Source organism: Mycobacterium sp. NGS54, from assembly GCF_059812465.1.
Genome location: NZ_JCALCS010000006.1, coordinates 40,473 through 63,338, shown reverse-complemented (window position 1 = coordinate 63,338; position 22,866 = coordinate 40,473). Strand labels below are relative to the sequence as shown.

At 68.6% G+C, this 22,866-nt stretch carries 14 protein-coding genes and 2 pseudogenes; 12 read left to right on the top strand and 4 right to left on the bottom strand.

Annotated features, from left to right (window positions below):
- Positions 1–101: 101 nt before the first annotated feature.
- The 6 genes from AC5Y5E_RS19450 (at position 102) to AC5Y5E_RS19425 (ending at position 4,818) form a co-directional block, all read left to right on the top strand.
- The gene (locus tag AC5Y5E_RS19450) at positions 102–1,229 is read left to right on the top strand and encodes an aromatic ring-hydroxylating oxygenase subunit alpha (protein ID WP_499904330.1); all 1,128 of its coding nucleotides are present in this window, start codon (positions 102–104) and stop codon (positions 1,227–1,229) included.
- Complete coding sequence (locus AC5Y5E_RS19445; protein ID WP_499904329.1) at positions 1,229–2,794, top strand: AMP-binding protein; 1,566 nt, start codon at positions 1,229–1,231, stop codon at positions 2,792–2,794. The genes AC5Y5E_RS19450 and AC5Y5E_RS19445 overlap by 1 nt, the downstream gene beginning before the upstream one ends.
- Positions 2,795–2,889: 95 nt before the next feature.
- Positions 2,890–3,315, top strand: coding sequence for a nuclear transport factor 2 family protein (locus tag AC5Y5E_RS19440; protein WP_499904328.1), 426 nt, complete (start codon positions 2,890–2,892; stop codon positions 3,313–3,315).
- Between the two features lie 59 nt (positions 3,316–3,374).
- A complete protein-coding gene (locus AC5Y5E_RS19435; protein WP_499904996.1) occupies positions 3,375–3,848 on the top strand; it encodes an FAS1-like dehydratase domain-containing protein in 474 nt (157 codons plus the stop codon).
- Positions 3,845–4,288 (top strand): MaoC family dehydratase, encoded by a 444-nt coding sequence (locus tag AC5Y5E_RS19430; protein ID WP_499904327.1) that lies wholly within the window; start codon positions 3,845–3,847, stop codon positions 4,286–4,288. Before AC5Y5E_RS19435 ends, AC5Y5E_RS19430 begins: the two co-directional genes overlap by 4 nt.
- Positions 4,285–4,818: a maleylpyruvate isomerase family mycothiol-dependent enzyme gene (locus AC5Y5E_RS19425; protein ID WP_499904326.1), complete on the top strand. Its 534-nt coding sequence runs from the start codon at positions 4,285–4,287 to the stop codon at positions 4,816–4,818. The genes AC5Y5E_RS19430 and AC5Y5E_RS19425 overlap by 4 nt, the downstream gene beginning before the upstream one ends.
- Here the strand turns inward: AC5Y5E_RS19425 and AC5Y5E_RS19420 are convergent.
- Positions 4,813–6,279 carry an aldehyde dehydrogenase gene (locus AC5Y5E_RS19420; protein ID WP_499904325.1) on the bottom strand — a complete coding sequence of 489 codons (1,467 nt, stop codon included), beginning with the start codon at positions 6,277–6,279 and terminating at the stop codon, positions 4,813–4,815. The genes AC5Y5E_RS19425 and AC5Y5E_RS19420 overlap by 6 nt on opposite strands.
- Positions 6,280–6,373: 94 nt before the next feature.
- Between AC5Y5E_RS19420 and AC5Y5E_RS19415 the strand changes: the two genes are divergently transcribed.
- Positions 6,374–7,720 (top strand): lipocalin-like domain-containing protein, encoded by a 1,347-nt coding sequence (locus tag AC5Y5E_RS19415; RefSeq protein WP_499904324.1) that lies wholly within the window; start codon positions 6,374–6,376, stop codon positions 7,718–7,720.
- 58 nt (positions 7,721–7,778) lie between these two features.
- On the opposite strand, the pseudogene AC5Y5E_RS19410 reads toward AC5Y5E_RS19415, so the two are convergent.
- Both AC5Y5E_RS19410 and AC5Y5E_RS19405 read right to left on the bottom strand, forming a co-directional pair.
- Positions 7,779–8,489 (bottom strand): annotated as a pseudogene (locus AC5Y5E_RS19410) (SRPBCC family protein); the annotation flags it as partial.
- 114 nt (positions 8,490–8,603) lie between these two features.
- Positions 8,604–9,035: pseudogene (locus tag AC5Y5E_RS19405) on the bottom strand (aromatic ring-hydroxylating oxygenase subunit alpha); the annotation flags it as partial.
- 40 nt (positions 9,036–9,075) lie between these two features.
- Here AC5Y5E_RS19405 and AC5Y5E_RS19400 point away from each other — a divergent pair.
- From AC5Y5E_RS19400 to AC5Y5E_RS19380, 5 genes are all read left to right on the top strand, one after another.
- Positions 9,076–9,951, top strand: a complete 876-nt coding sequence (locus AC5Y5E_RS19400) for a MerR family transcriptional regulator (RefSeq protein ID WP_499904323.1) — start codon at positions 9,076–9,078, stop codon at positions 9,949–9,951.
- A 69-nt stretch (positions 9,952–10,020) separates the two neighbouring features.
- Positions 10,021–10,740 carry a DUF1906 domain-containing protein gene (locus AC5Y5E_RS19395; protein ID WP_499904322.1) on the top strand — a complete coding sequence of 240 codons (720 nt, stop codon included), beginning with the start codon at positions 10,021–10,023 and terminating at the stop codon, positions 10,738–10,740.
- Positions 10,741–11,242: 502 nt separating this feature from the next.
- Positions 11,243–20,482 carry a fatty acid synthase subunit beta domain-containing protein gene (locus tag AC5Y5E_RS19390; RefSeq protein ID WP_499904321.1) on the top strand — a complete coding sequence of 3,080 codons (9,240 nt, stop codon included), beginning with the start codon at positions 11,243–11,245 and terminating at the stop codon, positions 20,480–20,482.
- Between the two features lie 28 nt (positions 20,483–20,510).
- Positions 20,511–20,903, top strand: a complete 393-nt coding sequence (acpS, locus tag AC5Y5E_RS19385) for a holo-ACP synthase AcpS (protein ID WP_066928483.1) — start codon at positions 20,511–20,513, stop codon at positions 20,901–20,903.
- Entirely contained in the window at positions 20,900–22,294 is a 1,395-nt protein-coding gene (locus tag AC5Y5E_RS19380; protein ID WP_499904320.1) for a dipeptidase, read from the top strand. Before acpS ends, AC5Y5E_RS19380 begins: the two co-directional genes overlap by 4 nt.
- A 4-nt stretch (positions 22,295–22,298) precedes the next feature.
- On the opposite strand, the gene AC5Y5E_RS19375 is transcribed toward AC5Y5E_RS19380, so the two are convergent.
- A complete protein-coding gene (locus AC5Y5E_RS19375; RefSeq protein WP_499904319.1) occupies positions 22,299–22,850 on the bottom strand; it encodes a DUF3060 domain-containing protein in 552 nt (183 codons plus the stop codon).
- Positions 22,851–22,866: the final 16 nt, after the last annotated feature.

Here is a 22,866-nt window from a genome sequence, read left to right as displayed (position 1 = left end):
CCGCTTCGTCGTGACAACAGGCACCTTGCGGGCGCCGCGTTGACGTTCAATGCTTAAGATAGTAAAAATAGAGCTTAGCGTCGAACCCGCTGGGAGTGGTCGTGACGGATACAGTTTCGGACTCGGCATCAGATTTGGCCGCAGATCCTTCGGAGCGTGAGTTCGGACAGGCGGGCATCGCGCTGTCCACCTACCGGTTCCCGACGGGCTGGTTCATCGTCGCCTTCGGCTCCGACCTGCCCCCCGGCCAGGTCAAGCGCGCGCACTACTTCGGCGAAGAGCTGGTGCTTTTCCGCACCGAGTCCGGCCAGGTGCACGTCATGGACGCCTACTGCCAGCATCTCGGCGCCAACCTCGGCGTCGGCGGCACCGTCGAGGGCGAGAACATCGTTTGCCCCTGGCATGGCTGGCGGTGGCGCGGCGACGGCACCAACGCCCTGATCCCGTACAGCAAGATCGGCTGCAAGAACAACGTCCGCATCCGCACCTACCCGAGCATGGAGTGGTACGGGTTTATCCTCGCGTGGCACGAGCGGCACGGCCGGGCGCCGTACTGGCAACCGCCGGTGCTGCCCGAACTGGAAACCGACGAGTACTACCCGCTGCACCCGCACACCCAGATGCTCAACCGGGTCAAGGTGCATCCGCAAATGATCATCGAGAACGCCGCCGACCCATACCACGTTCAGTACGTGCACAAGGCCGCCAACCCCGCGACCACCTCGTCATTCGAGGTATCCGGGTACCACCTGCACGCCACGGTCAACGCCCATTTCGGCGGCGGCCGCGCCTCGACCTGGCTGACCCCGAACGGGCCGGTCGACGCCAAGATCATCTACGACAACTACTCGTTGGGCTTGGGCCTGGTTCGTTTCCCCAGTGAGTTGGTGGCCACCCTGCAGGTCACCGGGCAGACGCCGGTCGACGAGGACTACACCGACTACTTCTACACGCAGGCGTCCGTCCGTGAGCCCGGCGACAGCGGCGACGCGCCCACCGGCCGCGCCGCCAGGTTCCTGGCGCTGCAGCAAGAGGTCATCAAGCAGGACTTCTTCACGTGGGAGAACATGAAGTACCTCGAAAAGCCCAACCTGGCTCCCGAAGAGGCGCACGACTACGCCGCCCTTCGCCGCTGGGCGCACCGCTTCTACCCGGGTCCGCAGCCCTCGCCGTCCGACTTCGGCTACACCGCCGACGGTGAGCCCGACCCGGCGGCCGCGAAAGCCTGATGCCGGGGCCGTCGGATTTCGGTGTCGACAGCTTCACCGTGCCGGCCGTGCTGGACGCGCGGGCCGAGCAGCACCCCGACCGGGTGATGATGTCGATCGCCGGCGTCGACGTGACCTTCGAGCAGATGCGCCAGCGGTCCCGCGCGGCGGCGCACATGCTGACCGGCCTGGGCGTCGGTCCCGGCGACTGCGTGGCGCTGTTCACCGCCACCTGCCCGGAATGGGTCTACTTCTGGCTGGGTGCGGCGCGCATCGGCGCGGTCAGCGCGGCGGTGAATGCCGCGAACAAGGGCGATTTCCTGCTGCACACGCTGCGGTTGTCGCGGGCCAAGGTGGTTCTCACCGACGCCGAACGCCGATCCCGGGTCGACGAGGTCGCCGGGCAGCTGGATGCGGTGACCGGCGTTGTGGTGCAGGACGATGCGCTCACCGCCACGTTGCACCTCGACCTCGACGTTCCGCTGGCCGAAAACCCCACGGGGCCCGCCGACGTCGGGGTGCTGTTCTTCACCTCCGGGACGACCGGCCCGTCGAAAGCGGTTGCCACGACGTGGCATTACCTGTTCTCCGTCGCCGCAACCGCCGCATCCGCCTGGGAATTCGGCCCGGGGGAGGCGTTGTGGACGGCCATGCCGCTCTTCCACCTGAGTGCGGCGCCCAGCGTGCTGGCCCCGATGCTGGTCGGCGGAACGACCGTGTTGGCCAAGGGGTTTCACCCCGGCGAGGTCTGGGATGACATCCGCGCCCACGGCGCCATCGGTTTCGTCGGGGCCGGTGCGATGGTGTCGATGCTGCAGAACCTGCCCGCGGATCCGCGTGACGCGCAGCTGCCGCTGCGGTTCATCTCCGCCGCGCCCATCGACGCGGGCTCCTACCGCGAGATCGAAAAGCGTTATGGCTGCCGCATCGTCACGATGTACGGCATGACCGAGGCCTTTCCGATCGCCGTCAAGGGCGTGTCCGACGAGGGCGTGCCCGGGACGTCGGGCCGGCCGAATCCCGATTTCGACGTCCGCATCCTCGACGAGCGCGGCGACCCGCTGCCACCCGGGGCGGTCGGGGAAATCGCCTGCCGCCCACGGCACCCGCACGTGATGAGCGAAGGCTATGTGATTCAGGGCTCACGGGTGGAGCCGCACCCGGAGTGGTTTCGCACCGGCGACTTGGGCCGTCTCGACACCGATCGGAACCTGACCTACGTCGACCGCATCAAAGACTCGTTGCGCCGGCGCGGCGAAAACGTTTCCTCGGTCGAGGTGGAGGCCGTCGTCGTGAGCCATCCCTCGGTTGCCGAGGCCGCGGCGGTCGCGGTCCCGAGCGAGTTGGGCGAAGACGACATCCTGTTGGTCGTGACGCTGCGCCCCGGGGCCGCCCTGGACTGCGCGGAGTTGCTGGACTTCTGCGCCGCCCGGATGCCCTACTTCTGTGTGCCGCGATTCGTGGAGACCGTCGATGAACTCCCCAAGAACGTCATCGGGCGAGTTCGTAAAGACGTGTTGCGGGGCCGCGGCCTGGGTCCGACGGCGTGGGATCGCGAGAAAGAGGGGTATATCGTTCGTCGGTAAGTTACCTTGATGTTACGGAATCGCCGGTAAATTAATTTGGTGTTACGTCACCACCCCTGGTTGGGCGCCATTTCGCAGAGAGGCTGCAGAGCAAGATGACCATGACCTATCAGGAACAGCAGATGCTCCAGGCCGCGACGGCCCGCGCTGCGATCCTGGATTTGACCGCCCGCCACAACAGGGCCTACTCCGACGGTGATCGCGATCGTTGGATCGCCACCTTCCGCCACGCCGGCGCGAGCTACTCCCGCGACGGCGACCTGTTCACCGACCTGCGCGCGGCCTTCGACGGCGGCGACGGACAGCGGCTGGTCACCCTGGACCACGAGATCCGCGTCGACGGCATCAACGCGAGCATGCGTTGCGTCGCGGTGCTGTTCGCCGCGATGTACGGCGACACCACCCTGCGGGCCACCGGGACGTACCGGGACACGCTGATCTACGAGCGCGGCGCCTGGTACTTCACTTCCCGTGCGCTCGAATGGGATTCGGTGCCGAGCCGCCACCCGCTCGTCATGTGAGCGAGGATCGGGACCTCAGCTACCAGCTCGCCTTTGGCAGTTACGAAGACGCACTGCGCATGGTCGGCGCGAAGAGCGAACCCCGCACCGCGGCGACGCCCGTCAGCGGCGCGCGCATCCAGTTGTTCGCCGCGATGGTCCGCGACGGCAATCGATCGTATTGGGATGCCGAGTTCTCCCGGCAGAGGTGGGGCGGCCTGCTCGCCCCGCCGGCCCTCCTGATGGGTTGGCTGATCCCCCCGCCGTGGGAGCCGACGGGCCGACCGCCCGCTGCCTCGGTCGTGCTGCGGGTGCCGCTGCCCGGCACCACGTTCATCAACGCGGCCAACGACGTTGAGTTCCTGCGGCCCATCGTTGAGGGCGATGTGCTCACCGCCGTCGAGGAGCTGGTGTCGGTCTCACCGGAGAAGCGGACCCGTTTGGGCGTCGGTCATTTCGTCGAGACGCTCGAGACCTACACCCGTCAGGACGGCGCCGTGGTGGCCACCTGCCGGAATACGTTGTTCCGGTTCACTCCTGGTGCCGCCTCGTGAGCGATCTGGACTGGAACACGATCGACGTCCCCCTCGACTTGCCGGAGGTGGTCGACCACATCAGCTATCAGCGGGTGGTGGAGAACGCCGGGGCGACATGGGACTATTTCCCCGGCCATTTCGATCCCAGCTATGCCCAAAGCCAGGGCAACCCAACGATTTACGTCAACACCATGCACCTTGCCGGGTTTGCCGATCGGGTCGCCACCGAGTGGGCGGGTCCGAGCAGCCGCGTGGTGCGCCGATCGATGCGGCTGGTCGGGTCGGTGTACGCGGGGGACACGATGATCGGGCGCGGGCGGGCCCTGGCCAAGCGGCGGGACACCTCGGTGGATCCGCCGCGCTGCCTTGTCGACATCGAAATCCAGGTGACCAATCAGCATGGCGCCCTGTGCTGTCCGGTCGAGCTCACGCTGCAGATGCCCGAAGACCCGTGGTGACGGATGAGGTAGTTGAACTGCACCTCGCCGTATGCCGGCGGTTCGGCGAGGCGGTCGCCGCGGCGGACGGCCGGTGGGACCGTCGCTCACCGTGCGACGCCTGGGACGCCCGAGGGGTCGTCGAGCACGTGATCGGCTTCCATGACGTACTCATCCTGCGGCCCCTCGGGCTGAAACCCGACCGGCCCCGGGACGATCCGCGGGCGCGTTGGCAATTGACCTATGACGCGCTGACGGAGGCGCTTGAATCGGGCGCCGCGGCGCAGCTGGACGCCTACCGGCTGATGCCGAACCTGACCCGCGATGTCGTGGTGCACACCTGGGACCTCGCCCGCGCCGTGGGCTCCGACGATCGGCTGGATCCCGGCTGGTGCGAACGGTTTTACTCCGCCTTGCCGACGGACCCCCAGGCCTTGACCGCGTCGGGAATGTTCTCCGCGCCCGTCGCGGTCGACAACGAAACCGATGTCCAGGCAAGGCTTCTCGCGCGCCTCGGCCGCGATCCCGCGTGGTGGCCGCGCGAACTATAGCGGCGGCAGCTTGCCCTTGCACACCAGCGTCTGAAGCTCGACGTACTCGTGCAGGCCCTCCGGGCCGAACTCGCGCCCGATGCCCGACTGCTTGAAGCCGCCGAACGGGGCGCCGATGTCGAGCGTGTACATGTTGATGCCGTAGGTGCCGGTGCGGACACCGGCCGCGACCTCCAGGCCGTGGGCGATGTCAGAGGTCCACACCGAACCGGCCAGACCGTAGTCGCTCTCGTTGGCGATGCGGATCGCGTCGTCTTCGTCGCGGTAGCGCAGCACGGTCAACACGGGACCGAAGATCTCCTCGCGGGCGATGCGCATGTCGTTGGTGGCGTCGGTGAACAGCGTCGGCCGCACGTACCAGCCGTGGCCGGACGGACTGTCTTCGCCGCCGAGCACGACGCGGGCCCCTTCCGATTTGCCCGACTTGATGTACTCCTGCACCCGACGTTGTTGCCGTTGCGCGACGAGGGGTCCGATATCGGTGGCCTCGTCGGCCGGGTCGCCGACGTTGAGCGCCGACATCATCTCGGCCAGCGCGTCGACCACCTCGTCGTGACGACGATCGCTCACCAGGATGCGGGTCTGCGCGACGCACGCCTGACCGTTGTTCATCAGGCCGGCGGTTTTCAGCCCGGCCACCGTCTTGCCGATGTCGGCGTCGTCGAGAATGATCGCCGCCGACTTACCGCCCAGCTCGAGGCTGTAGCGCTTCAGTTGCTCGCCGCAGAGCGCGGCGATGCGGCGCCCGATGGCGCTGGAGCCGGTGAACGCGATCTTGTCGACACCGGGATGGCGCACCAGCGCCTCCCCGATGTCGGGTCCGCCCGGCAGCACCGAGACCACCCCGTCGGGCAGGTCCAGCTGCTCGATCATTTCCGCCAACCATAAAGCGTCCAAGGGCGTTTCGGGTGCGGGCTTGATGATCACCGTGCAGCCGGCGATCAGGGCCGGGATCAGCTTGGGCATGATCAGGAACTGCGGCACGTTCCACGGCACGATGGCCCCGACCACCCCGACCGGGGCCCGGCGCAGGTGCACTTCGCCGAGCACCCCCTGGCGGCGTTCCACCCAGGGGAAGTCGCGCGCGGCGGCCAGCGCGAGGTGGATCAGTGAGGCCGCGGCGGCCGCTTGGCCCAGCCGGCTGAAACTGCGGGGAGAACCCATCTCGTCGGTGATCAGGTCGGCCATCTCCTCGATGTGCCCGGCGTAGATCCCGGCGAGCTGTTCGACCTTCGCCATTCGGTCGGCATGGGTCATGCGGGGCCAGGGGCCGTGGTCGAAGGCGTTTCGCGCGGCGACGACGGCGGCGTCGACGTCCTCGGGCCCGGCCACCTGGACGTGGCCGACCGGCTCTTCGGAGTGCGGCGAGATCACGGCGAGCTGTTGCGGGTTGGCGGGCTTGCGCCACTGCCCTCCGATGAAGAGTTCGTTGTAGGAACGCTGGCCGGGATTTTCTGTCATCGGGCACTTCCTCGGGGATCGGACCGCGACCGCAATTCGCTATTGACGCTAACATAGTGAAAAAAGCAAGATGGCGCCGTGGCAAGGAAGCGACATGGATAGCGACTGGCGCACTTACCCGTTTCGGTTGGTCCCGGGCGATCCGCAGCTGGACTTCCCGGCCGCCGAAGGCGAACACGCCGACCAGGAATCGGACACCTGGTTCATTGCCGGCCAGCTCGATGCCACCGAAAGCGGCCGCTCGTTTGCCTTCCTGACCATCTTCAACAAGAACCGGCCCGGGGGAACGATCGTCGCGGATTTCTACACGATGGCGCTGTTCGACCTCGACACCGGTGACTACGGCACCTATACGGATTACGACATGCCGCCGGCCAACATGGAGCCGGGAGCCCAGCGCAAGCTGGCCATGGCGTCGGGCCACCTCGACCTCAGCTACCACAGCGGCGCGGGAACCGCGTCCTGGAGCGCCTGCCGCAGCGGCGACGGGGAATTGCTGCCGTTCACGTATCGCGTCAGCCTGGTGGGCCAGGACCACTCAGGCCGGCCGATGCGGCTCGATCTGGCCGTAACCCCAACGCGCGCACCGACTCCGGTGGGTGCGTCGACCTACAAAGGGAAGATCGTCTGCTTCGGCCAAAGCGACACTTACTCGTATTTCCAGACGGGAATGGCGATGACGGGCACGCTGCGCTGGGGAGACGTCGTCGAGCAGGTCTCCGGCAGTGGCGGGCACGTCGACCGGCAGTGGTTCCCGAAGTACGCCGGCGGCGGGGGAAGCGGGGGAGACCCACGGGCCAGGTCGCACGAATGGCGCACCATCAACTTCGACAACGGCGTGGACTTGAGCATCTGGCGGCAATTCGACCGCACGAACGGCAATGCGCTACAGCCGTTTACCGGCGTCACGACCAGCTATCCCGACCCGGCCTTGCCGCCCGACTGCGCCGAAGACGTCGAGGTCACGATCAGTAGCTACGTGCGCTGGCCGAACGCGGTCCGGCCGCTGGTGCGGCCGGTCGCCCCCGCTCGATACATGCCGGACCGCCACCGGATCAGCTGCGCCACACTGCAACTGGACATCATCGGGGAGCCGCTGGTGGCGGCCCCGGCGCATGGGCTGCCGATCGAGTACATGGAAGGTCCCTACCGCTACCACGGAACGCTGTGGGGCAAACCCGTGACCGGGTTTGCCTTCAACGAGCGCTCGCTCGCGCTGTACCGCGACTGGGAGCTGGTCGAGGTGCTGGCCACCACCGTCGCGAACGTCGAACCACCCGCCCCGGAGCTGCAGACGATCGTCGATCAGGTGGTGCCGCTGGTTGCCGCCGGCCGTCGCGGCGAGGCGGTCGAGTTGTTGACCGGCGCGGCACCGGCCGAAAACGATTTGTTGGCAACGATTCTCGAGGATCTGATCGCCGTCCTGTCCGAGGAGAATTGAGGGACTCCGCGCCGAGCCTGTAAATTCGCAGGTGTTCACTCGCACTTTCGCTGCAAATTTACCGTCTCGGCGCGAGCGCTTCGGCCCAGGTGATGTGCCGGTGCTGCAGCCCAGGTTCGTTGCGGCCGAACACCAGATGATCCCGAGCGCCCGACTCGAGGTTGGCCTGTAGGCCCTCGACCAGCCGGTAATCCTCGTCGCGGACCGTGGCGTGCGCATACTCGAAGACGGCTCGAGCGCCGGCGGCCACGGATTCGTCGCACAGGTCCAGCGGTGTCGAGTTCTGGTGCACGGTAGTCGACCGGCCGGGTCGGTCGCCCGGGTAGATGCGGAAGAGCTCGCCGTTGGCGATGGTCACCGACAGCACGATGTTGGGGAACAGCGCGTAGATCACGACCATGTTGTGGAACGGGTCCCACTGCTCTTCGGGAACATCGTCGAGATGCAGGATCGTGTTGAGCGGGAAGATCAACCGGTGATGGGGCCCGTACGAGTCGAACACCGTGCAGTTGCTCCGGGCGATGGTGGCGAAGGTTTGCCGGTGCACGGTGGCGAAATGATAGTTCTCCGCGAAGGTGTCGGCCGCCAGCTTCCAATTGATCGGAAAGTCGAGCACCTTCTCGCCCAGTGGGGACCACCGGCCGATGCCCCACGAATCGAGCTCGTCGGCCAGCGGCCCCAGGTGCGCCGCGACGTCCAGGGTCGCGCCGGGATCCAGCGCGATCCAAAGGAATCCGGCGTACTCGGCCGCCGGTAGTTCGGTCAAACCGTCGGACTTGACGGCCGCCTCCGCTGATGGGCGCCGACCCGCTGCGCCCGGCTTCGCCGCGCTTGCGGTCGACGCCTCTCCCGATGGGCGCCGACCCGCTGCGCCCGGCTTCGCCGCGCTTGCGATCGACGCCTCCGGGAACCCCTCATGTCCCGGAAGCGCCACCAAGCGCCCCGTGTTGTCGTAGGTCCACGCGTGGTAGGGACACGTGAACCGCTTCGCCGTGCCGCACCCCGTCGCGACCGGCGATTGGCGGTGCAGGCAGACGTTGTCGAACGCCTTGACCGAACCCTCGGACGTGCGGGTCAGCAGGATCGATCGGCCCATCACCTCCTTGGTGCAGTACGCGCCCGGACCTGGCAGCTCCGAGACGTAGCCGACCAATTGCGGGCTGGCCAGGAGCATGGCCCGGTCCAGCTCGTGTCGCTCGACCGACGTGTAGTCCCGTGCGTCGACCCGATGTTGTGACGCGGCGAGGTCGGTCGTCTTGTCGCGCGCCAGCTTGCACGCCCGCCTGGTCAGGTCGATGAGCTGGTCACGCTCCATATGCCCAGTACAGACCTTGTGACAGTTGTAAGGTCAAGCCGTGGCTGAGCAGTTGCTGATCGGCGACGTCGCGGCCCTGACCGGAATCGCCTCGGGCCGCATCCGCCACTACGAGAAAATCGGTTTGCTGCACGCCGAGTACCTGAGCAACGGCTACCGCGTGTTCGACGTCGACCAGGTGCTCGAGCTGCTGCGCATCGACCTGATGAGAAGCCTCGGCGTCGGCATCAACGACATCCAGCGGTTGCTCGACGGCGCTCAGACCACCCTGGCGGCGCTCCTGGACGAGCACCGCACCTTACTCGTGCGCGAACGCGACCGGCTGGATCAGCTGATCGCGGCGATCGACACCGCCACCGGGATCGCCGACGCGACCGACCTTGACGAGAACCTCCTGCGCAGGCTGGCGACGAGGCATCGCGACAGCATCGGCGTCATCGGCAGGCTCACCGAACCGCTCTCCGCGCCCGTCACCGCGATGTACGCCAGCCTGTTCGATGAGTGGGAGCTGCCGGTTCCCGCCTTGTTCGGGCAGATGGCGTTACCGCCGGCGGCCAGCACGCTGCTCGAGCAACTGGCCGAGACGCCTGGACATCAGGTGCTCTTCGACCGACTGCGTAAACTCGCCAACGACGTTGTTTCGTTGGACGAAAGCGATTCCGCGGCAACAGAACTCGCGTGCGCCTGGATCGACGCGCAAGTGGCCGACCCGTTGCCCGACGACGTGGTCAGCGTGCTGCGGCGGGTGCAACCGTTGCTGGCCAACGACCCGGTGATGGTGCAGGGATTCCGCGCCTGGGCCGGATCCATCAGTCCGGCGGCGGCCCGTTTCCTCGAGGAGATATCGCGGCAGACCGCCCGCCGCGGCCTGGAGGCCATCATCGTCATCGTGCTGCCCGGCGATGCGCCGCCGTGACGCATATGTGACCGCTGTGACATAAGTGGTTCATGGGGCATGTGATGTTCCTGTCGTACCCTGTGGCATGTGTCGGTCTCGCGGCGTGACGTGCTCAAATTCGCGGCCGCGACCCCGGGTCTGGTAGGGCTCGGCGTCGCGGCGGCGTCGTTGCGCGCCGCGCCGGCGTCGGCGTCGCTCGGCACCCTGCTGGACTACGCGGCGGGGGTCATCCCGGCCAGCCAGATCAGGGCCGCCGGGGCGGTCGGTTCCATTCGCTACGTCTCGGACCGTCGGCCGGGCGGCAACTGGATGCTGGGCAAGCCGATTCAGGTCGGCGAGGCCCGTGACCTGAGCAGCAACGGGCTCAAGATCGTCTCGTGCTACCAGTACGGCAAGGGATCCAGCGCCGACTGGCTGGGCGGCGCGGGTGCGGGCCTGCAACACGCGCAGCGCGGGGTGCAGTTGCACGCCGCCGCCGGCGGGCCGGCGAACGCCCCGATCTATGCGTCGATCGACGACGACCCGTCTTACGAGCAGTACAAGCAGCAGATAGTTCCGTATCTGCGCTCTTGGGAGTCGGTGATCGGGCACGAGCGCACCGGCGTGTACGCCAATTCCAAAACCATCGACTGGGCCCTGCACGACGGCCTCGGCTCGTACTTCTGGCAGCACAACTGGGGCTCGCCGAAGGGCTTCGCCCATCCCGCCGCGAGCCTGCATCAGGTCGAGATCGACAAACGAAGCGTCGGAGGCGTCGGGGTCGACATCAACGAAATCCTCAAACCCCAGTTCGGTCAGTGGGCCTAGCGGCCGGACGGTCCAACTTCCAGCAAACACTCGTTCGCTCATTTTCGGGCAAGGTGGGTTCGCCGGACCGGACTGACGCGGTGTCAGCGGCCGTCAAGCGAGTCGGTTTTTTTAACATAACGATTACATAACAATCGTGCCTTGATCAGCGCAGTTATGGCTACTCGACCGTAACCACCTGCATGCAGCAGGTTTGTTCGCCGCGCCCGCGCGGGCGGTTAAACCCGGTGTTACCCACGACACGGTTACCCGCGCGTAGAACTCACCAGTAACCGATCAACATGCAAAAAGGGCACTGATCCTTATGACACTCTTAGTAGAGCCGATGCTGTCCGCCGCGTCGCTCGATCGATCGGGGCGGCCCGCCGACAGCACACCGGCCAGCCGTCCTCCGGCTGTGATTCGACGGGGAATCGACTGAGACCGAGCAGGCCCCGGCCTCCGGGGCCGACCGGCCGAACGAAACCGAGACGTAAAGACGCATGCAGGGGAGATACAGAACGTGACGATCCACGAGCACGACCGGGTGTCCGCCGACCGCGACGGAAACAGCCCGCACAGCGCCCATGCTCTGGTCGACCGTCTGACCGCCGGCGAGCCGTACGCCATCGCCTTCGGCGGCCAGGGCAGCGCCTGGCTGGAAACCCTCGAGGAGCTGGTGTCCTCTGCCGGGATCGAGACCGAACTGGCAACGCTGGTCGGTGAGGTGGAACTGCTGCTCGAGCCGGTGGCCAAAGAGCTGGTCGTGGTGCGTCCGATCGGTTTCGAGCCGCTGCGGTGGGTGCGCGCGCTGGCGGCCGAGGATCCCATCCCGTCGGACAAGCACCTGACGTCGGCCGCGGTGTCCATCCCGGGCGTGCTGCTCACGCAGATCGCGGCGGCGCGCGCACTGGCCCGGCAGGGCATGGATTGGACCGCGACGCCGCCGGTGGCCGTCGTGGGGCATTCGCAGGGCGTGCTCGCCGTCGAGGCGTTCAACGCCGCGGGCGCTCGTGACATCGAACTGCTGGCGCTGGCGCAGCTGATCGGCGCGGCCGGCACCCTGGTCGCCCGTCGGCGCGGAATCTCCGTGCTGGGCAACCGCCCGCCGATGGTGTCGGTGACCAACGCCGACCCCGACCGCATTCGCCGGCTGCTCGACGAGTTCGCGCAGGATGTCCGGACCGTGCTGCCTCCGGTGCTGTCCATCCGCAACGGCCGGCGGTCGGTCGTCATCACCGGCACCCCCGAACAGCTCTCGCGCTTCGAACTGTATTGCCAGCAGATCTCGGAAAAGGAAGAGGCCGACCGCAAGAACAAGGTCCGCGGCGGCGACGTCTTCGCACCGGTCTTCGACCCGGTCCGGGTCGAGGTGGGCTTCCACACGCCGCGGCTGGCCGACGGCATCGACATCGTCGGCGGCTGGGCCGAGAAGGTCGGCATCGACGTGGCACTGGCCCGCAAGCTGACCGAGGCCATCCTGGTGAACGGCGTCGACTGGGTGGACGAGATCACGAGCGTTCACCAGGCCGGCGCACGCTGGATTCTCGACCTGGGCCCCGGGGACATCCTGACCCGGCTGACCGCGCCGGTGATCCGCGGCCTCGGTGTCGGCATCGTGCCCGCCGCGACCCGCGGTGGTCAGCGCAACCTCTTCACCGTCGGCGCCACCCCCGAGGTCGCGCGCGCGTGGTCGACCTACGCCCCGGGCGTGGTCCGCCTTCCCGACGGCCGGGTCAAGCTCTCGACGAAGTTCACCCGGCTGACCGGGCGCTCGCCGATCCTGCTCGCGGGCATGACCCCGACCACCGTCGACGCCAAGATCGTGGCGGCCGCGGCCAATGCCGGGCACTGGGCCGAGCTGGCCGGCGGCGGGCAGGTCACCGAGGAAGTCTTCGCCGACCGCGTCGAGGAGCTCTCCGGCCTGCTCGAGCCCGGCCGCACCTATCAGTTCAACGCCCTGTTCCTCGACCCCTACCTGTGGAAGCTGCAGGTCGGTGGCAAGCGGCTGGTGCAGAAGGCCCGCCAGTCCGGCGCGGCGATCGACGGCCTGGTGATCAGCGCCGGCATCCCGGATCTCGAGGAAGCCGTCGAGTTGATCGACGAGCTCAACGACATCGGCATCAGCCACGTGGTGTTCAAGCCCGGCACGGTCGAGCAGATCCGCTCGGTCATCCGCATCGCGACCGAGGTGCCCACCAAGCCGGTGATCATGCACGTCGAAGGCGGGCGCGCCGGCGGGCACCACTCCTGGGAGGACCTGGACGACCTGCTGCTGGCGACCTATTCGGAGTTGCGGTCGCGGCCCAACATCACGGTCTGCGTCGGCGGCGGCATCGGCACCCCCGAGCGGGCGGCCGAATACCTGTCGGGGCGCTGGGCCGAGGCCTACGGCTTCCCGTTGATGCCGATCGACGGCATCCTGGTCGGCACCGCGGCGATGGCGACGCTCGAGTCCACCACCTCGCCGTCGGTCAAGCGGATGCTCGTGGAAACCACCGGCACCGACCAGTGGATCAGCGCCGGAAAAGCTCAGGGCGGCATGGCTTCCAGCCGTAGCCAGCTCGGCGCGGACATTCACGAGATCGACAACAGCGCCTCGCGGTGCGGCCGGCTGCTCGACGAGGTCGCCGGTGACGCCGACGCGGTCGCCGAGCGTCGCGACGAGATCATCGCGGCGATGGCCAACACCGCCAAGCCGTACTTCGGCGACGTGGGGGAGATGACCTACCTGCAGTGGTTGCGCCGGTACGTCGAATTGACCATCGGCGAGGGCGATTCGACCGCCGACACGGCTGGGAAGTTGGGGCCCGGCAGCCCCTGGCTGGCCGACACGTGGCGTGACCGTTTCCAGCAGATGCTGCAACGCGCCGAGGCGCGTTTGCACCCAATGGATTTCGGGCCGATCGAGACGGCCTTCGACGACGCGGCCCTGCTGGAGACCCCCGACGAGGCGATCGCGACGCTGCTCGCGCACCACCCGGACGCCGAAACCGTGCAGCTGCACCCGGCCGATGTGCCGTTCTTCGTCACGCTGTGCAAGACGCTGGGCAAGCCGGTCAACTTCGTGCCGGTCATCGACAAGGACGTGCGGCGCTGGTGGCGCAGTGACTCGCTGTGGCAGGCCCACGACGCCCGTTACGACGCCGACCAGGTGTGCATCATCCCGGGCACCGCCGCGGTGGCCGGCATCACCCGGATGGACGAACCCGTCGGCGAGTTGCTGGACCGTTTCGAACAGGCCGCCATCGAAGAGGCCTTGGCCGCGGGTGCGGAGCCTCGAGTCGTCACATCGCGCCGGCGCGGTCGCACCGACGTGACCGGACCCTTGGCCGTCGTGCTCGACGCCCCGGACGTGCAGTGGGCCGGCCGGACCACGACCAACCCTGTTCATCGAATCGCCCAGCCGAGCGACTGGCTGGTGCACGACGGACCCGAAAGCCAGCGCGCCACCCACTCCTCGACCGGTGCGCGGCTCGAGGTCAACGGCGACGCCGTCGTGCTGAGCGTGCCCGTGTCGGGCGCGTGGGTCGACATCCCGTTCCGGTTGCCCGCCAACACCGTTGACGGCGGCACCCCGGTGGTGTCCACCGAGGATGCCACCACAGCCATGCGCGCGGTCCTGGCGATCGCCGCGGGTGTGGACGGGCCGGATTTCCTGCCCGCCGTCACCGACGGGACGGCCACCCTGACGGTGGACTGGGACCCCGAGCGGGTCGCGGATCACACCGGGGTCACAGCCATCTTCGGCGAGCCGCTGGCGCCGAGCCTCACCACCGTTCCCGACGCGCTCGTCGGCCCTTGCTGGCCCGCCGTTTTCGCGGCGATCGGCTCGGCGGTCACCGATTCTGGCGTCCCGGTGGTGGAGGGCCTGCTGAGCCTGGTGCATCTGGACCACGCCGCCCACGTGGTCGGCACTCTGCCGACGGAGCGGGCCCAATTGACGGTAACCGCAACGGCTTCGGGCGCCGTCGACACTGACATGGGCCGGGTGGTCCCGGTGTCGGTGACTATTTCGGATGCGGGCGGCGCGGTAATCGCCACGCTGGCCGAGCGTTTCGCGATCCTCGGGCGCACCGGTGCGGCCGAGCTCACCGATCCGGTCCGGGCCGGTGGCGCGGTCTCGGAGAACGCGACCGACACCCCGCGCCGTCGCCGCCGCGACGTGACGCTGGCCGCACCGGTCGACATGCGCCCGTTCGCGGTGGTGTCCGGTGACCACAACCCCATCCACACCGATCGGGCGGCCGCGCTGCTGGCGGGCCTGGAATCGCCGATCGTGCACGGTATGTGGCTGTCGGCCGCGGCGCAGCACGCGGCGACCGCCACCGACGGCAAGGCCCGCCCGCCCGCTCGCCTGGTCGGCTGGACCGCGCGGTTCCTGGGCATGGTCCGCCCCGGCGACGAGGTCGATTTCCGGGTGGATCGCGTCGGAATCGACCAGGGCGCCGAGGTTTTGGAGGTGTCCGCACGGGTCGGTTCGGACCTGGTGATGTCGGCCACCGCGCGGCTGGGCTCGCCGAGGACCGTCTACGCGTTCCCCGGCCAGGGCATCCAGCACAAGGGCATGGGCATGGAGGTGCGCGGCCGGTCCAAGGCGGCGCGCAAGGTGTGGGACGCCGCCGACAAGTTCACCCGCGAGACGCTGGGCTTCTCGGTGCTGCACGTGGTGCGCGACAACCCGACCAGCATCATCGCCAGCGGCGTGCACTACAACCACCCCGAGGGCGTGCTGTACCTGACCCAGTTCACCCAGGTCGCGATGGCGACCGTGGCCGCCGCGCAGGTCGCCGAGATGCGCGAGCAGGGCGCCTTCGTCGAAGGCGCCGTCGCGTGCGGTCACTCGGTCGGTGAGTACACCGCCCTGGCCTGCGTGACGGGCATCTACGAGCTGGAAGCCCTGCTGGAGATGGTGTTTCACCGCGGGTCGAAGATGCACGACATCGTGCCCCGCGACGAATTGGGCCGCTCCAACTACCGGCTGGCCGCGATCCGGCCCTCGCAGATCGACCTGCCCGACGAGGAAGTTCCCGCGTTCGTCGCCGGAATCGCCGAGAGCACCGGTGAATTCCTCGAGATCGTGAACTTCAACCTGCGCGGCTCGCAGTACGCGATCGCCGGCACGGTCCGCGGCCTGGAGGCCCTGGAGGCCGAGGTCGAGCGCCGGCGCGAGCTCACCGGCGGACGGCGCTCGTTCATCCTGGTGCCGGGCATCGACGTGCCGTTCCACTCGCGGGTGCTGCGGGTGGGCGTGGCCGACTTCCGGCGGGCGCTGGAGCGGGTCATGCCGCGCGACAAGGACCCCGACATCATCATCGGCCGCTACATCCCGAACCTGGTGCCGAGACCGTTCACACTGGACCGCGACTTCGTCCAGGAGATCCGCGATTTGGTGCCCGCCGAGCCGCTCGACGAAATCCTCGCCGACTACGACACCTGGCGTCGCGAGCGGCCGGCCGAGCTGGCCCGCAAGACGTTGATCGAGCTGCTGGCCTGGCAGTTCGCCAGCCCGGTGCGCTGGATCGAGACCCAGGACCTGCTCTTCACCGAGGAGGCCGCGGGCGGTCTCGGTGTTGAGCGGTTCGTCGAGATCGGTGTGAAGTCGGCGCCGACCGTCGCCGGCCTCGCCACCAACACCCTCAAGCTGCCCGAATACGCGCACAGCACAGTGGAAGTGCTCAACGCCGAGCGCGACGCCGCCGTGCTGTTCGCCACCGACACCGACCCGGAGCCGGAACCGGAGGACGAGGTCGACGACGCCGCCACGGCCACCGCGGACGTGCCGGAAACGGCCGCGGCCGCACCGGTTTCGGCGCCCGCCGCTCCGTCGGGGGCGGCCCGACCGGACGACCTCACGTTCGACGCCGCCGACGCCACCCTGGCGCTGATCGCGCTGTCGGCCAAGATGCGCATCGACCAGATCGAACAGCTGGACTCCATCGAGTCCATCACCGACGGGGCGTCGTCGCGGCGCAACCAGCTGCTGGTGGACCTCGGCTCGGAGCTGAACCTCGGCGCGATCGACGGCGCCGCGGAGGCCGATCTGGCCGGCCTGCGCGCGCAGGTGACCAAGCTGGCGCGCACCTACAAGCCTTACGGCCCAGTGCTTTCCGACGCGATCAACGATCAGCTGCGCACGGTCCTGGGACCGTCGGGCAAGCGGCCGGCCGCGATCGCCGATCGGGTCAAGAAGACCTGGGAGCTCGGGGACGGCTGGGTCAAGCACGTCACCGTGGAGGTTGCGCTGGGCACCCGCGAGGGCACCAGCGTTCGCGGCGGCGCGATGGGCCACCTGCATGAGGGCGCACTGGCCGATGCCGCCTCGGTCGACAAGGTCATCGACGCGGCGGTCACGGCGGTCGCCGCACGGCACGGGGTCTCGGTAACGCTGCCGTCGGCCGGTGGTGGCGGCGGCGCGACCGTCGACGCGGCCGCCCTCTCCGAATTCACCGACCAGATTACCGGGCGCGACGGCGTGCTGGCCTCGGCGGCCCGCCTGGTGCTGGGCCAGCTGGGCCTCGACGATCCGGTCAGCGTGTCGCCGGCGGCCAGCGATGCCGAGCTCATCGACCTCGTCACCGCCGAATTGGGTGCGGACTGGCCGCGTTTGGTGGCTCCGGTGTTCGACGCCAAGAAGGCCGTCGTGTTCGACGACCGCTGGGCCAGCGCCCGCGAGGACCTGGTCAAGCTTTGGCTGGCCGACGAGGGCGACATCGACGCCGACTGGATGCGGCTGTCCGAGCGGTTCGAGGGCGCCGGCCACGTCGTCGCCACCCAGGCCACCTGGTGGCAGGGCAAGTCGCTGGCCGCCGGCCGTCAGATCCACGCGTCGCTGTACGGCCGCATCGCCGCGGGCGCCGAGAACCCGCTGCCGGGTCCGTCCAGCAGCGAGGTCGCCGTCGTGACTGGTGCGTCCAAGGGGTCGATCGCGGCGTCGGTGGTCGCACGACTGCTCGACGGTGGCGCCACGGTCATCGCGACGACATCCAAGCTCGACGACGAACGGCTGGCGTTCTACCGCGGGCTCTACCGCGACCATGCCCGCTACGGCGCCGCGTTGTGGGTGGTGGCGGCCAACATGGCGTCCTACTCCGACATCGACGCCCTGGTCGAGTGGGTCGGCACCGAGCAGACCGAAAGCCTTGGGCCGCAATCGATTCACATCAAGGACGCCCAGACCCCGACGCTGTTGTTCCCGTTCGCGGCGCCGCGCGTCGCCGGCGACCTGTCCGACGCCGGTTCGCGCTCCGAGATGGAGATGAAGGTCCTGTTGTGGGCCGTGCAGCGGTTGATCGGCGGCCTGTCGAAGATCGGCGCCGAGCGCGACATCGCGTCGCGCCTGCACGTGGTCCTGCCGGGCTCGCCCAACCGCGGAATGTTCGGCGGCGACGGCGCCTACGGCGAGGCCAAGTCGGCGCTGGACGCGCTGGTGAGCCGCTGGCACGCCGAGTCGTCGTCGTGGGCGGCCCGAGTCAGCTTGGCGCACGCGCTGATTGGCTGGACTCGCGGCACCGGCCTGATGGGCCACAACGACGCGATCGTGTCCGCCGTCGAGGAGGCCGGTGTCACCACCTACTCCACCGACGAAATGGCCGCGCTGCTGTTGAGCCTGTGCGACGTGGAGTCCAAGGTGGCCGCCGCCAGCAAGCCGATCGAGGCCGACCTGACCGGCGGGCTCGCCGACGCCGACCTCGACATGGCCGAACTGGCCGCCAAGGCGCGCGAGGAGATGTCGGCCGCGGCGACCGGCGAAGACGATGACGCGGCCGCGGGCACCATTCGCGCGCTGCCGTCCCCGCCGCGCGGCTGCCGCCCGGCACCGCCGCCGGAATGGGCCGACCTCGACGTCGACCCCGCCGACCTGGTGGTGATCGTCGGCGGCGCCGAGCTCGGACCGTACGGCTCGTCGCGCACCCGGTTCGAGATGGAGGTCGACAACGAGCTGTCGGCCGCCGGCGTCCTCGAGCTGGCCTGGACCACCGGGCTGATCCGCTGGGAAGACGACCCCCAACCCGGTTGGTACGACACCGAATCCGGCGACCTGGTCGACGAATCCGAGCTCGTCGAGCGCTACCACGACATCGTGGTGGAGCGATGCGGCATCCGTGAGTTCGTCGACGACGGCGCCATCGACCCCGACCACGCGTCGCCACTGCTGGTGTCGGTGTTCCTGGACAAGGACTTCGCGTTCGTGGTGTCCTCGGAGGCCGACGCCCGCGCCTTCGTCGAGTTCGACCCGGAGCACACGATCATCCGGCCGGTGCCCGACTCCAGCGACTGGCAGGTCATCCGCAAGGCCGGCACCGAGATCCGGGTGCCGCGAAAGACCAAGCTGTCGCGCGTCGTTGGCGGCCAGATCCCGACCGGGTTCGACCCGACGGTGTGGGGACTGAGCCCCGACATGGCCAGTTCCATTGACCGCCTGGCGGTCTGGAACATCGTGGCCACCGTCGACGCCTTCCTGTCCGCCGGCTTCAGCCCGGCCGAGGTGATGCGCTACGTGCACCCGAGCCTGGTGGCCAACACCATGGGCACCGGCATGGGCGGCGGCCACTCGATGCAGACGATGTACCACGGAAACCTGTTGGGCCGTAACAAGCCGAACGACATCTTCCAGGAAGTGCTGCCGAACATCGTTGCCGCACACGTGGTTCAGTCCTACATCGGCAGCTACGGCGCGATGATCCACCCCGTCGCCGCCTGCGCGACCGCCGCCGTCTCGATGGAGGAGGGCCTCGACAAGATCCGGCTGGGCAAGGCCGAGATGGTGGTGGCCGGCGGCATCGACGACCTGACGCTCGAGGGCATCATCGGCTTCGGCGACATGGCGGCCACCGCGGACACCGGCATGATGCGCGGCCGGGGGATCCACGACTCGAAGTTCTCCCGGCCCAACGACCGGCGCCGGCTGGGCTTCGTCGAGGCGCAGGGTGGCGGCACCATCCTGCTGGCGCGCGGTGACCTGGCGCTCAAGATGGGCCTGCCGGTGCTCGCGGTGGTCGCGTTCGCGCAGTCGTTCGGCGACGGCGTGCACACCTCGATCCCGGCCCCGGGCCTGGGTGCGCTGGGCGCGGGCCGCGGCGGCAAGGACTCGCCGCTGGCGCGGGCCCTGGCCAAGCTCGGCGTCGGCGCCGACGACGTCGCCGTGATCTCCAAGCACGACACGTCGACACTGGCCAACGATCCCAACGAGACCGAGCTGCACGAGCGGCTGGCCGACTCGCTGGGCCGCTCGCCGGGCGCCCCGTTGTTCGTGGTGTCGCAGAAGAGCCTCACCGGCCACGCCAAGGGCGGCGCCGCGGTCTTCCAGACGATGGGCCTGTGCCAGATGCTGCGCGACGGGGTCATCCCGCCCAACCGCAGCCTGGACTGCGTCGACGACGAACTGGCGGGTTCCGCGCACTTCGTCTGGGTGCGAGACACGCTGCGGCTCGGGGAGAAGTTCCCGCTCAAGGCGGGGATGCTGACCAGCCTCGGGTTCGGCCACGTGTCGGGGCTCGTCGCGCTGGTGCACCCGCAGGCGTTCATCGCCGCGCTGGACGCGGATCAGCGCGCCGACTACCAGCGGCGCGCGGACGCTCGCCTGCTGGCCGGCCAGCGCCGACTCGTGTCGGCCATCGCCGGCGGGCCGCCGATGTACCAGCGGCCCCCGGACCGTCGCTTCGACCATGACGCGCCGGAGAAGCGGCAGGAGGCGGCGATGCTGCTGAATCCGGCCGCCCGGCTGGGTGATGACGACGCGTACGAGGTCCCTGCCGGGTGACGTCGTCCATCGGTTAACCTGGCCAGCCATGGGCATTGTCGGTGTGGGGATCGATCTCGTCTCCATCCCTGATTTCGCCGAGCAAGTCGACCAACCGGGAACGGCGTTCTCCGAGACGTTCACCCCGGGTGAGCGGCGCGACGCCTCGGACAAGAGCTCGTCGGCGGCGCGTCACCTGGCGGCCCGTTGGGCGGCGAAGGAAGCGGTGATCAAGGCCTGGTCGGTGTCGCGGTTCGCGCAGCGGCCCGTGTTGCCGGAGGACATCCACCGCGACATCGAGGTGGTCACCGACATGTGGGGCCGGCCCCGCGTCCGGCTGACCGGGGACATCGCCAAGCACCTGGCCGATGTGACGATCCACGTGTCGCTGACGCACGAGGGGGACACCGCCGCCGCGGTCGCGATCTTGGAGACTCCTTGAGCGCGAGCAGACACAAAATCGCACGAATTCCGGCCGATCTACGCGATTCTGCGTCTGCTCGCGAGATAGAGGAGCGCGTCCGCGAGGTGTTGCCGTCGGTGCGCCGCGATCTCGAGGACCTGGTGCGCATCGAATCGGTGTGGGCCGACCCCGCCCGGCGCGACGAGGTGCACCGCAGCTCGCGGGCGGTGGCGGACCTGTTGTCGCAGGCCGGTTTTGGCGACGTGCGGATCGTCAGCGAGGGCGGGGCACCGGCCGTCATCGCGCGGCATCCGGCGCCGCCCGGCGCGCCCACCGTATTGCTTTATGCCCACCACGACGTGCAGCCCGAAGGCGACCACAGCCAGTGGGCGTCGCCGCCGTTCGAGCCCACCGAACGCGATGGGCGGCTGTACGCCCGCGGCAGCGCCGACGACAAGGCCGGTGTCGCAACGCATTTGGCGGCGTTTCGGGCGCATGGGGGCCGGCCGCCGGTCGGCGTGACGGTCTTCGTCGAGGGCGAGGAGGAATCCGGCTCGCCGTCGCTGGGCCGCTTGCTCGCCGCCCACCGCGACGCGCTGGCCGCCGACGTGATCGTCATCGCGGACTCGGACAACTGGAGCACCGACACCCCGGCGCTCACGGTTTCGCTGCGCGGGCTGGTCGACTGCGTGGTCGAGGTTGCCACGCTCGACCACGGGTTGCACTCGGGCCTGTGGGGCGGTGTGGTTCCCGATGCGCTCAGCGCCCTGGTGCGGCTGCTGGCCAGTTTGCACGACGACGACGGCAACGTCGCCGTGGCCGGCCTGCACGAAACCGACATCAGCTCACTGAATTACCCCGACTACCCGCCCGAACGGGTCCGCGCCGATTCCGGCGTGCTGGAGGGGGTGTCGGAGATCGGTTCGGGTTCAGTGCCCCAGCGCCTCTGGGCCAAACCGGCGATCACGGTGATCGGCATCGACACGACTCCCGTTGCGGCAGCGTCGAATACGCTCATCCCGCGGGCCCGGGCCAAGATCAGCATGCGGATAGCGCCCGGCGGTGACGCCGAGGCGCACCTGGCCGCGTTGACCTCGCACCTGCAGCGGCACGCCCCGTGGGGGGCGCGGGTCAGCGTCACGCGCGGCGACAAAGGCGAGCCCTACGCCATCGACGCTAGCGGCCCGGTTTACGACGCCGCCCGAGCGGCCTTTCGACAGGCCTGGGGCGCCGAGCCGATCGACATGGGCATGGGCGGCTCGATCCCGTTCATCGCCGAGTTCGCCGCCGCGTTCCCACAGGCGAAGATCCTCGTCACCGGCGTCGAAGACCCGGGCACGCAAGCGCATAGCGTCAACGAGAGCCTGCACCTGGGCGTGCTGGAACGCGCGGCGATCGCCGAGGCGCTGCTGCTGGCCAACCTGGGCTAGCTTCTCAACGGTTGCTCAGACGCTCCGAGACGATGTTGTTGCTTCCCGTCCTGTTGATTGTCGGTGCGCCGGAGTGGTAGATCACCGCGTTGTCGTCGCCGATGATGCCGATGGTGTCCGCGCTGTCGACGGTGACTTTGTTTGCGCTACCCCGGATGTCGAGCCGCAGGCAGTGGCCGGTGACGGTGTATGTGTTGTTGCCCCCGTCCAGCTCGAGGTTTCCGTTGTTGCAGTCGATCGTGCCCGTCGTGCCGGCGTTGATCATGATGAGGTGTCCGTGCACGGTGTCCTTGTTGTAGTGAGTCGCCACGTAGCACCCGATCGCGAGCACGGATACGATCGCAATCCCCAGCAGCACCCGTCCTTGCGGGGTTTTGGCAAGCCTCGCGACGCCGCGAAACCGCGGCAAGCTCTGCCCGGGTAACACCCCACGGTTCCACGCGCCGGGTCGTGAGATCGGGTCTGTGTTGAACGGCTGGGGCGTGGCCCCCGGCGTCTGGCCGACGCCGCGCTCCAAGTCGCGGATGTACCGCTCGGGGTCGTCGTCAGAGTTCATGGCGGGTCCCTTTCCT

Excerpts from the sequence above, each read along its gene's own strand:
- AC5Y5E_RS19445 (WP_499904329.1), top strand. The coding sequence starts at position 1,229 with ATGCCGGGGCCGTCGGATTTCGGTGTCGACAGCTTCACCGTGCCGGCC.
- AC5Y5E_RS19440 (WP_499904328.1), top strand. The coding sequence starts at position 2,890 with ATGACCATGACCTATCAGGAACAGCAGATGCTCCAGGCCGCGACGGCC.
- AC5Y5E_RS19435 (WP_499904996.1), top strand. The coding sequence starts at position 3,375 with ATGGTCGGCGCGAAGAGCGAACCCCGCACCGCGGCGACGCCCGTCAGC.
- AC5Y5E_RS19420 (WP_499904325.1), bottom strand. The coding sequence starts at position 6,279 with ATGACAGAAAATCCCGGCCAGCGTTCCTACAACGAACTCTTCATCGGA.
- AC5Y5E_RS19415 (WP_499904324.1), top strand. The coding sequence starts at position 6,374 with ATGGATAGCGACTGGCGCACTTACCCGTTTCGGTTGGTCCCGGGCGAT.
- acpS (WP_066928483.1), top strand. The coding sequence starts at position 20,511 with ATGGGCATTGTCGGTGTGGGGATCGATCTCGTCTCCATCCCTGATTTC.
- AC5Y5E_RS19375 (WP_499904319.1), bottom strand. The coding sequence starts at position 22,850 with ATGAACTCTGACGACGACCCCGAGCGGTACATCCGCGACTTGGAGCGC.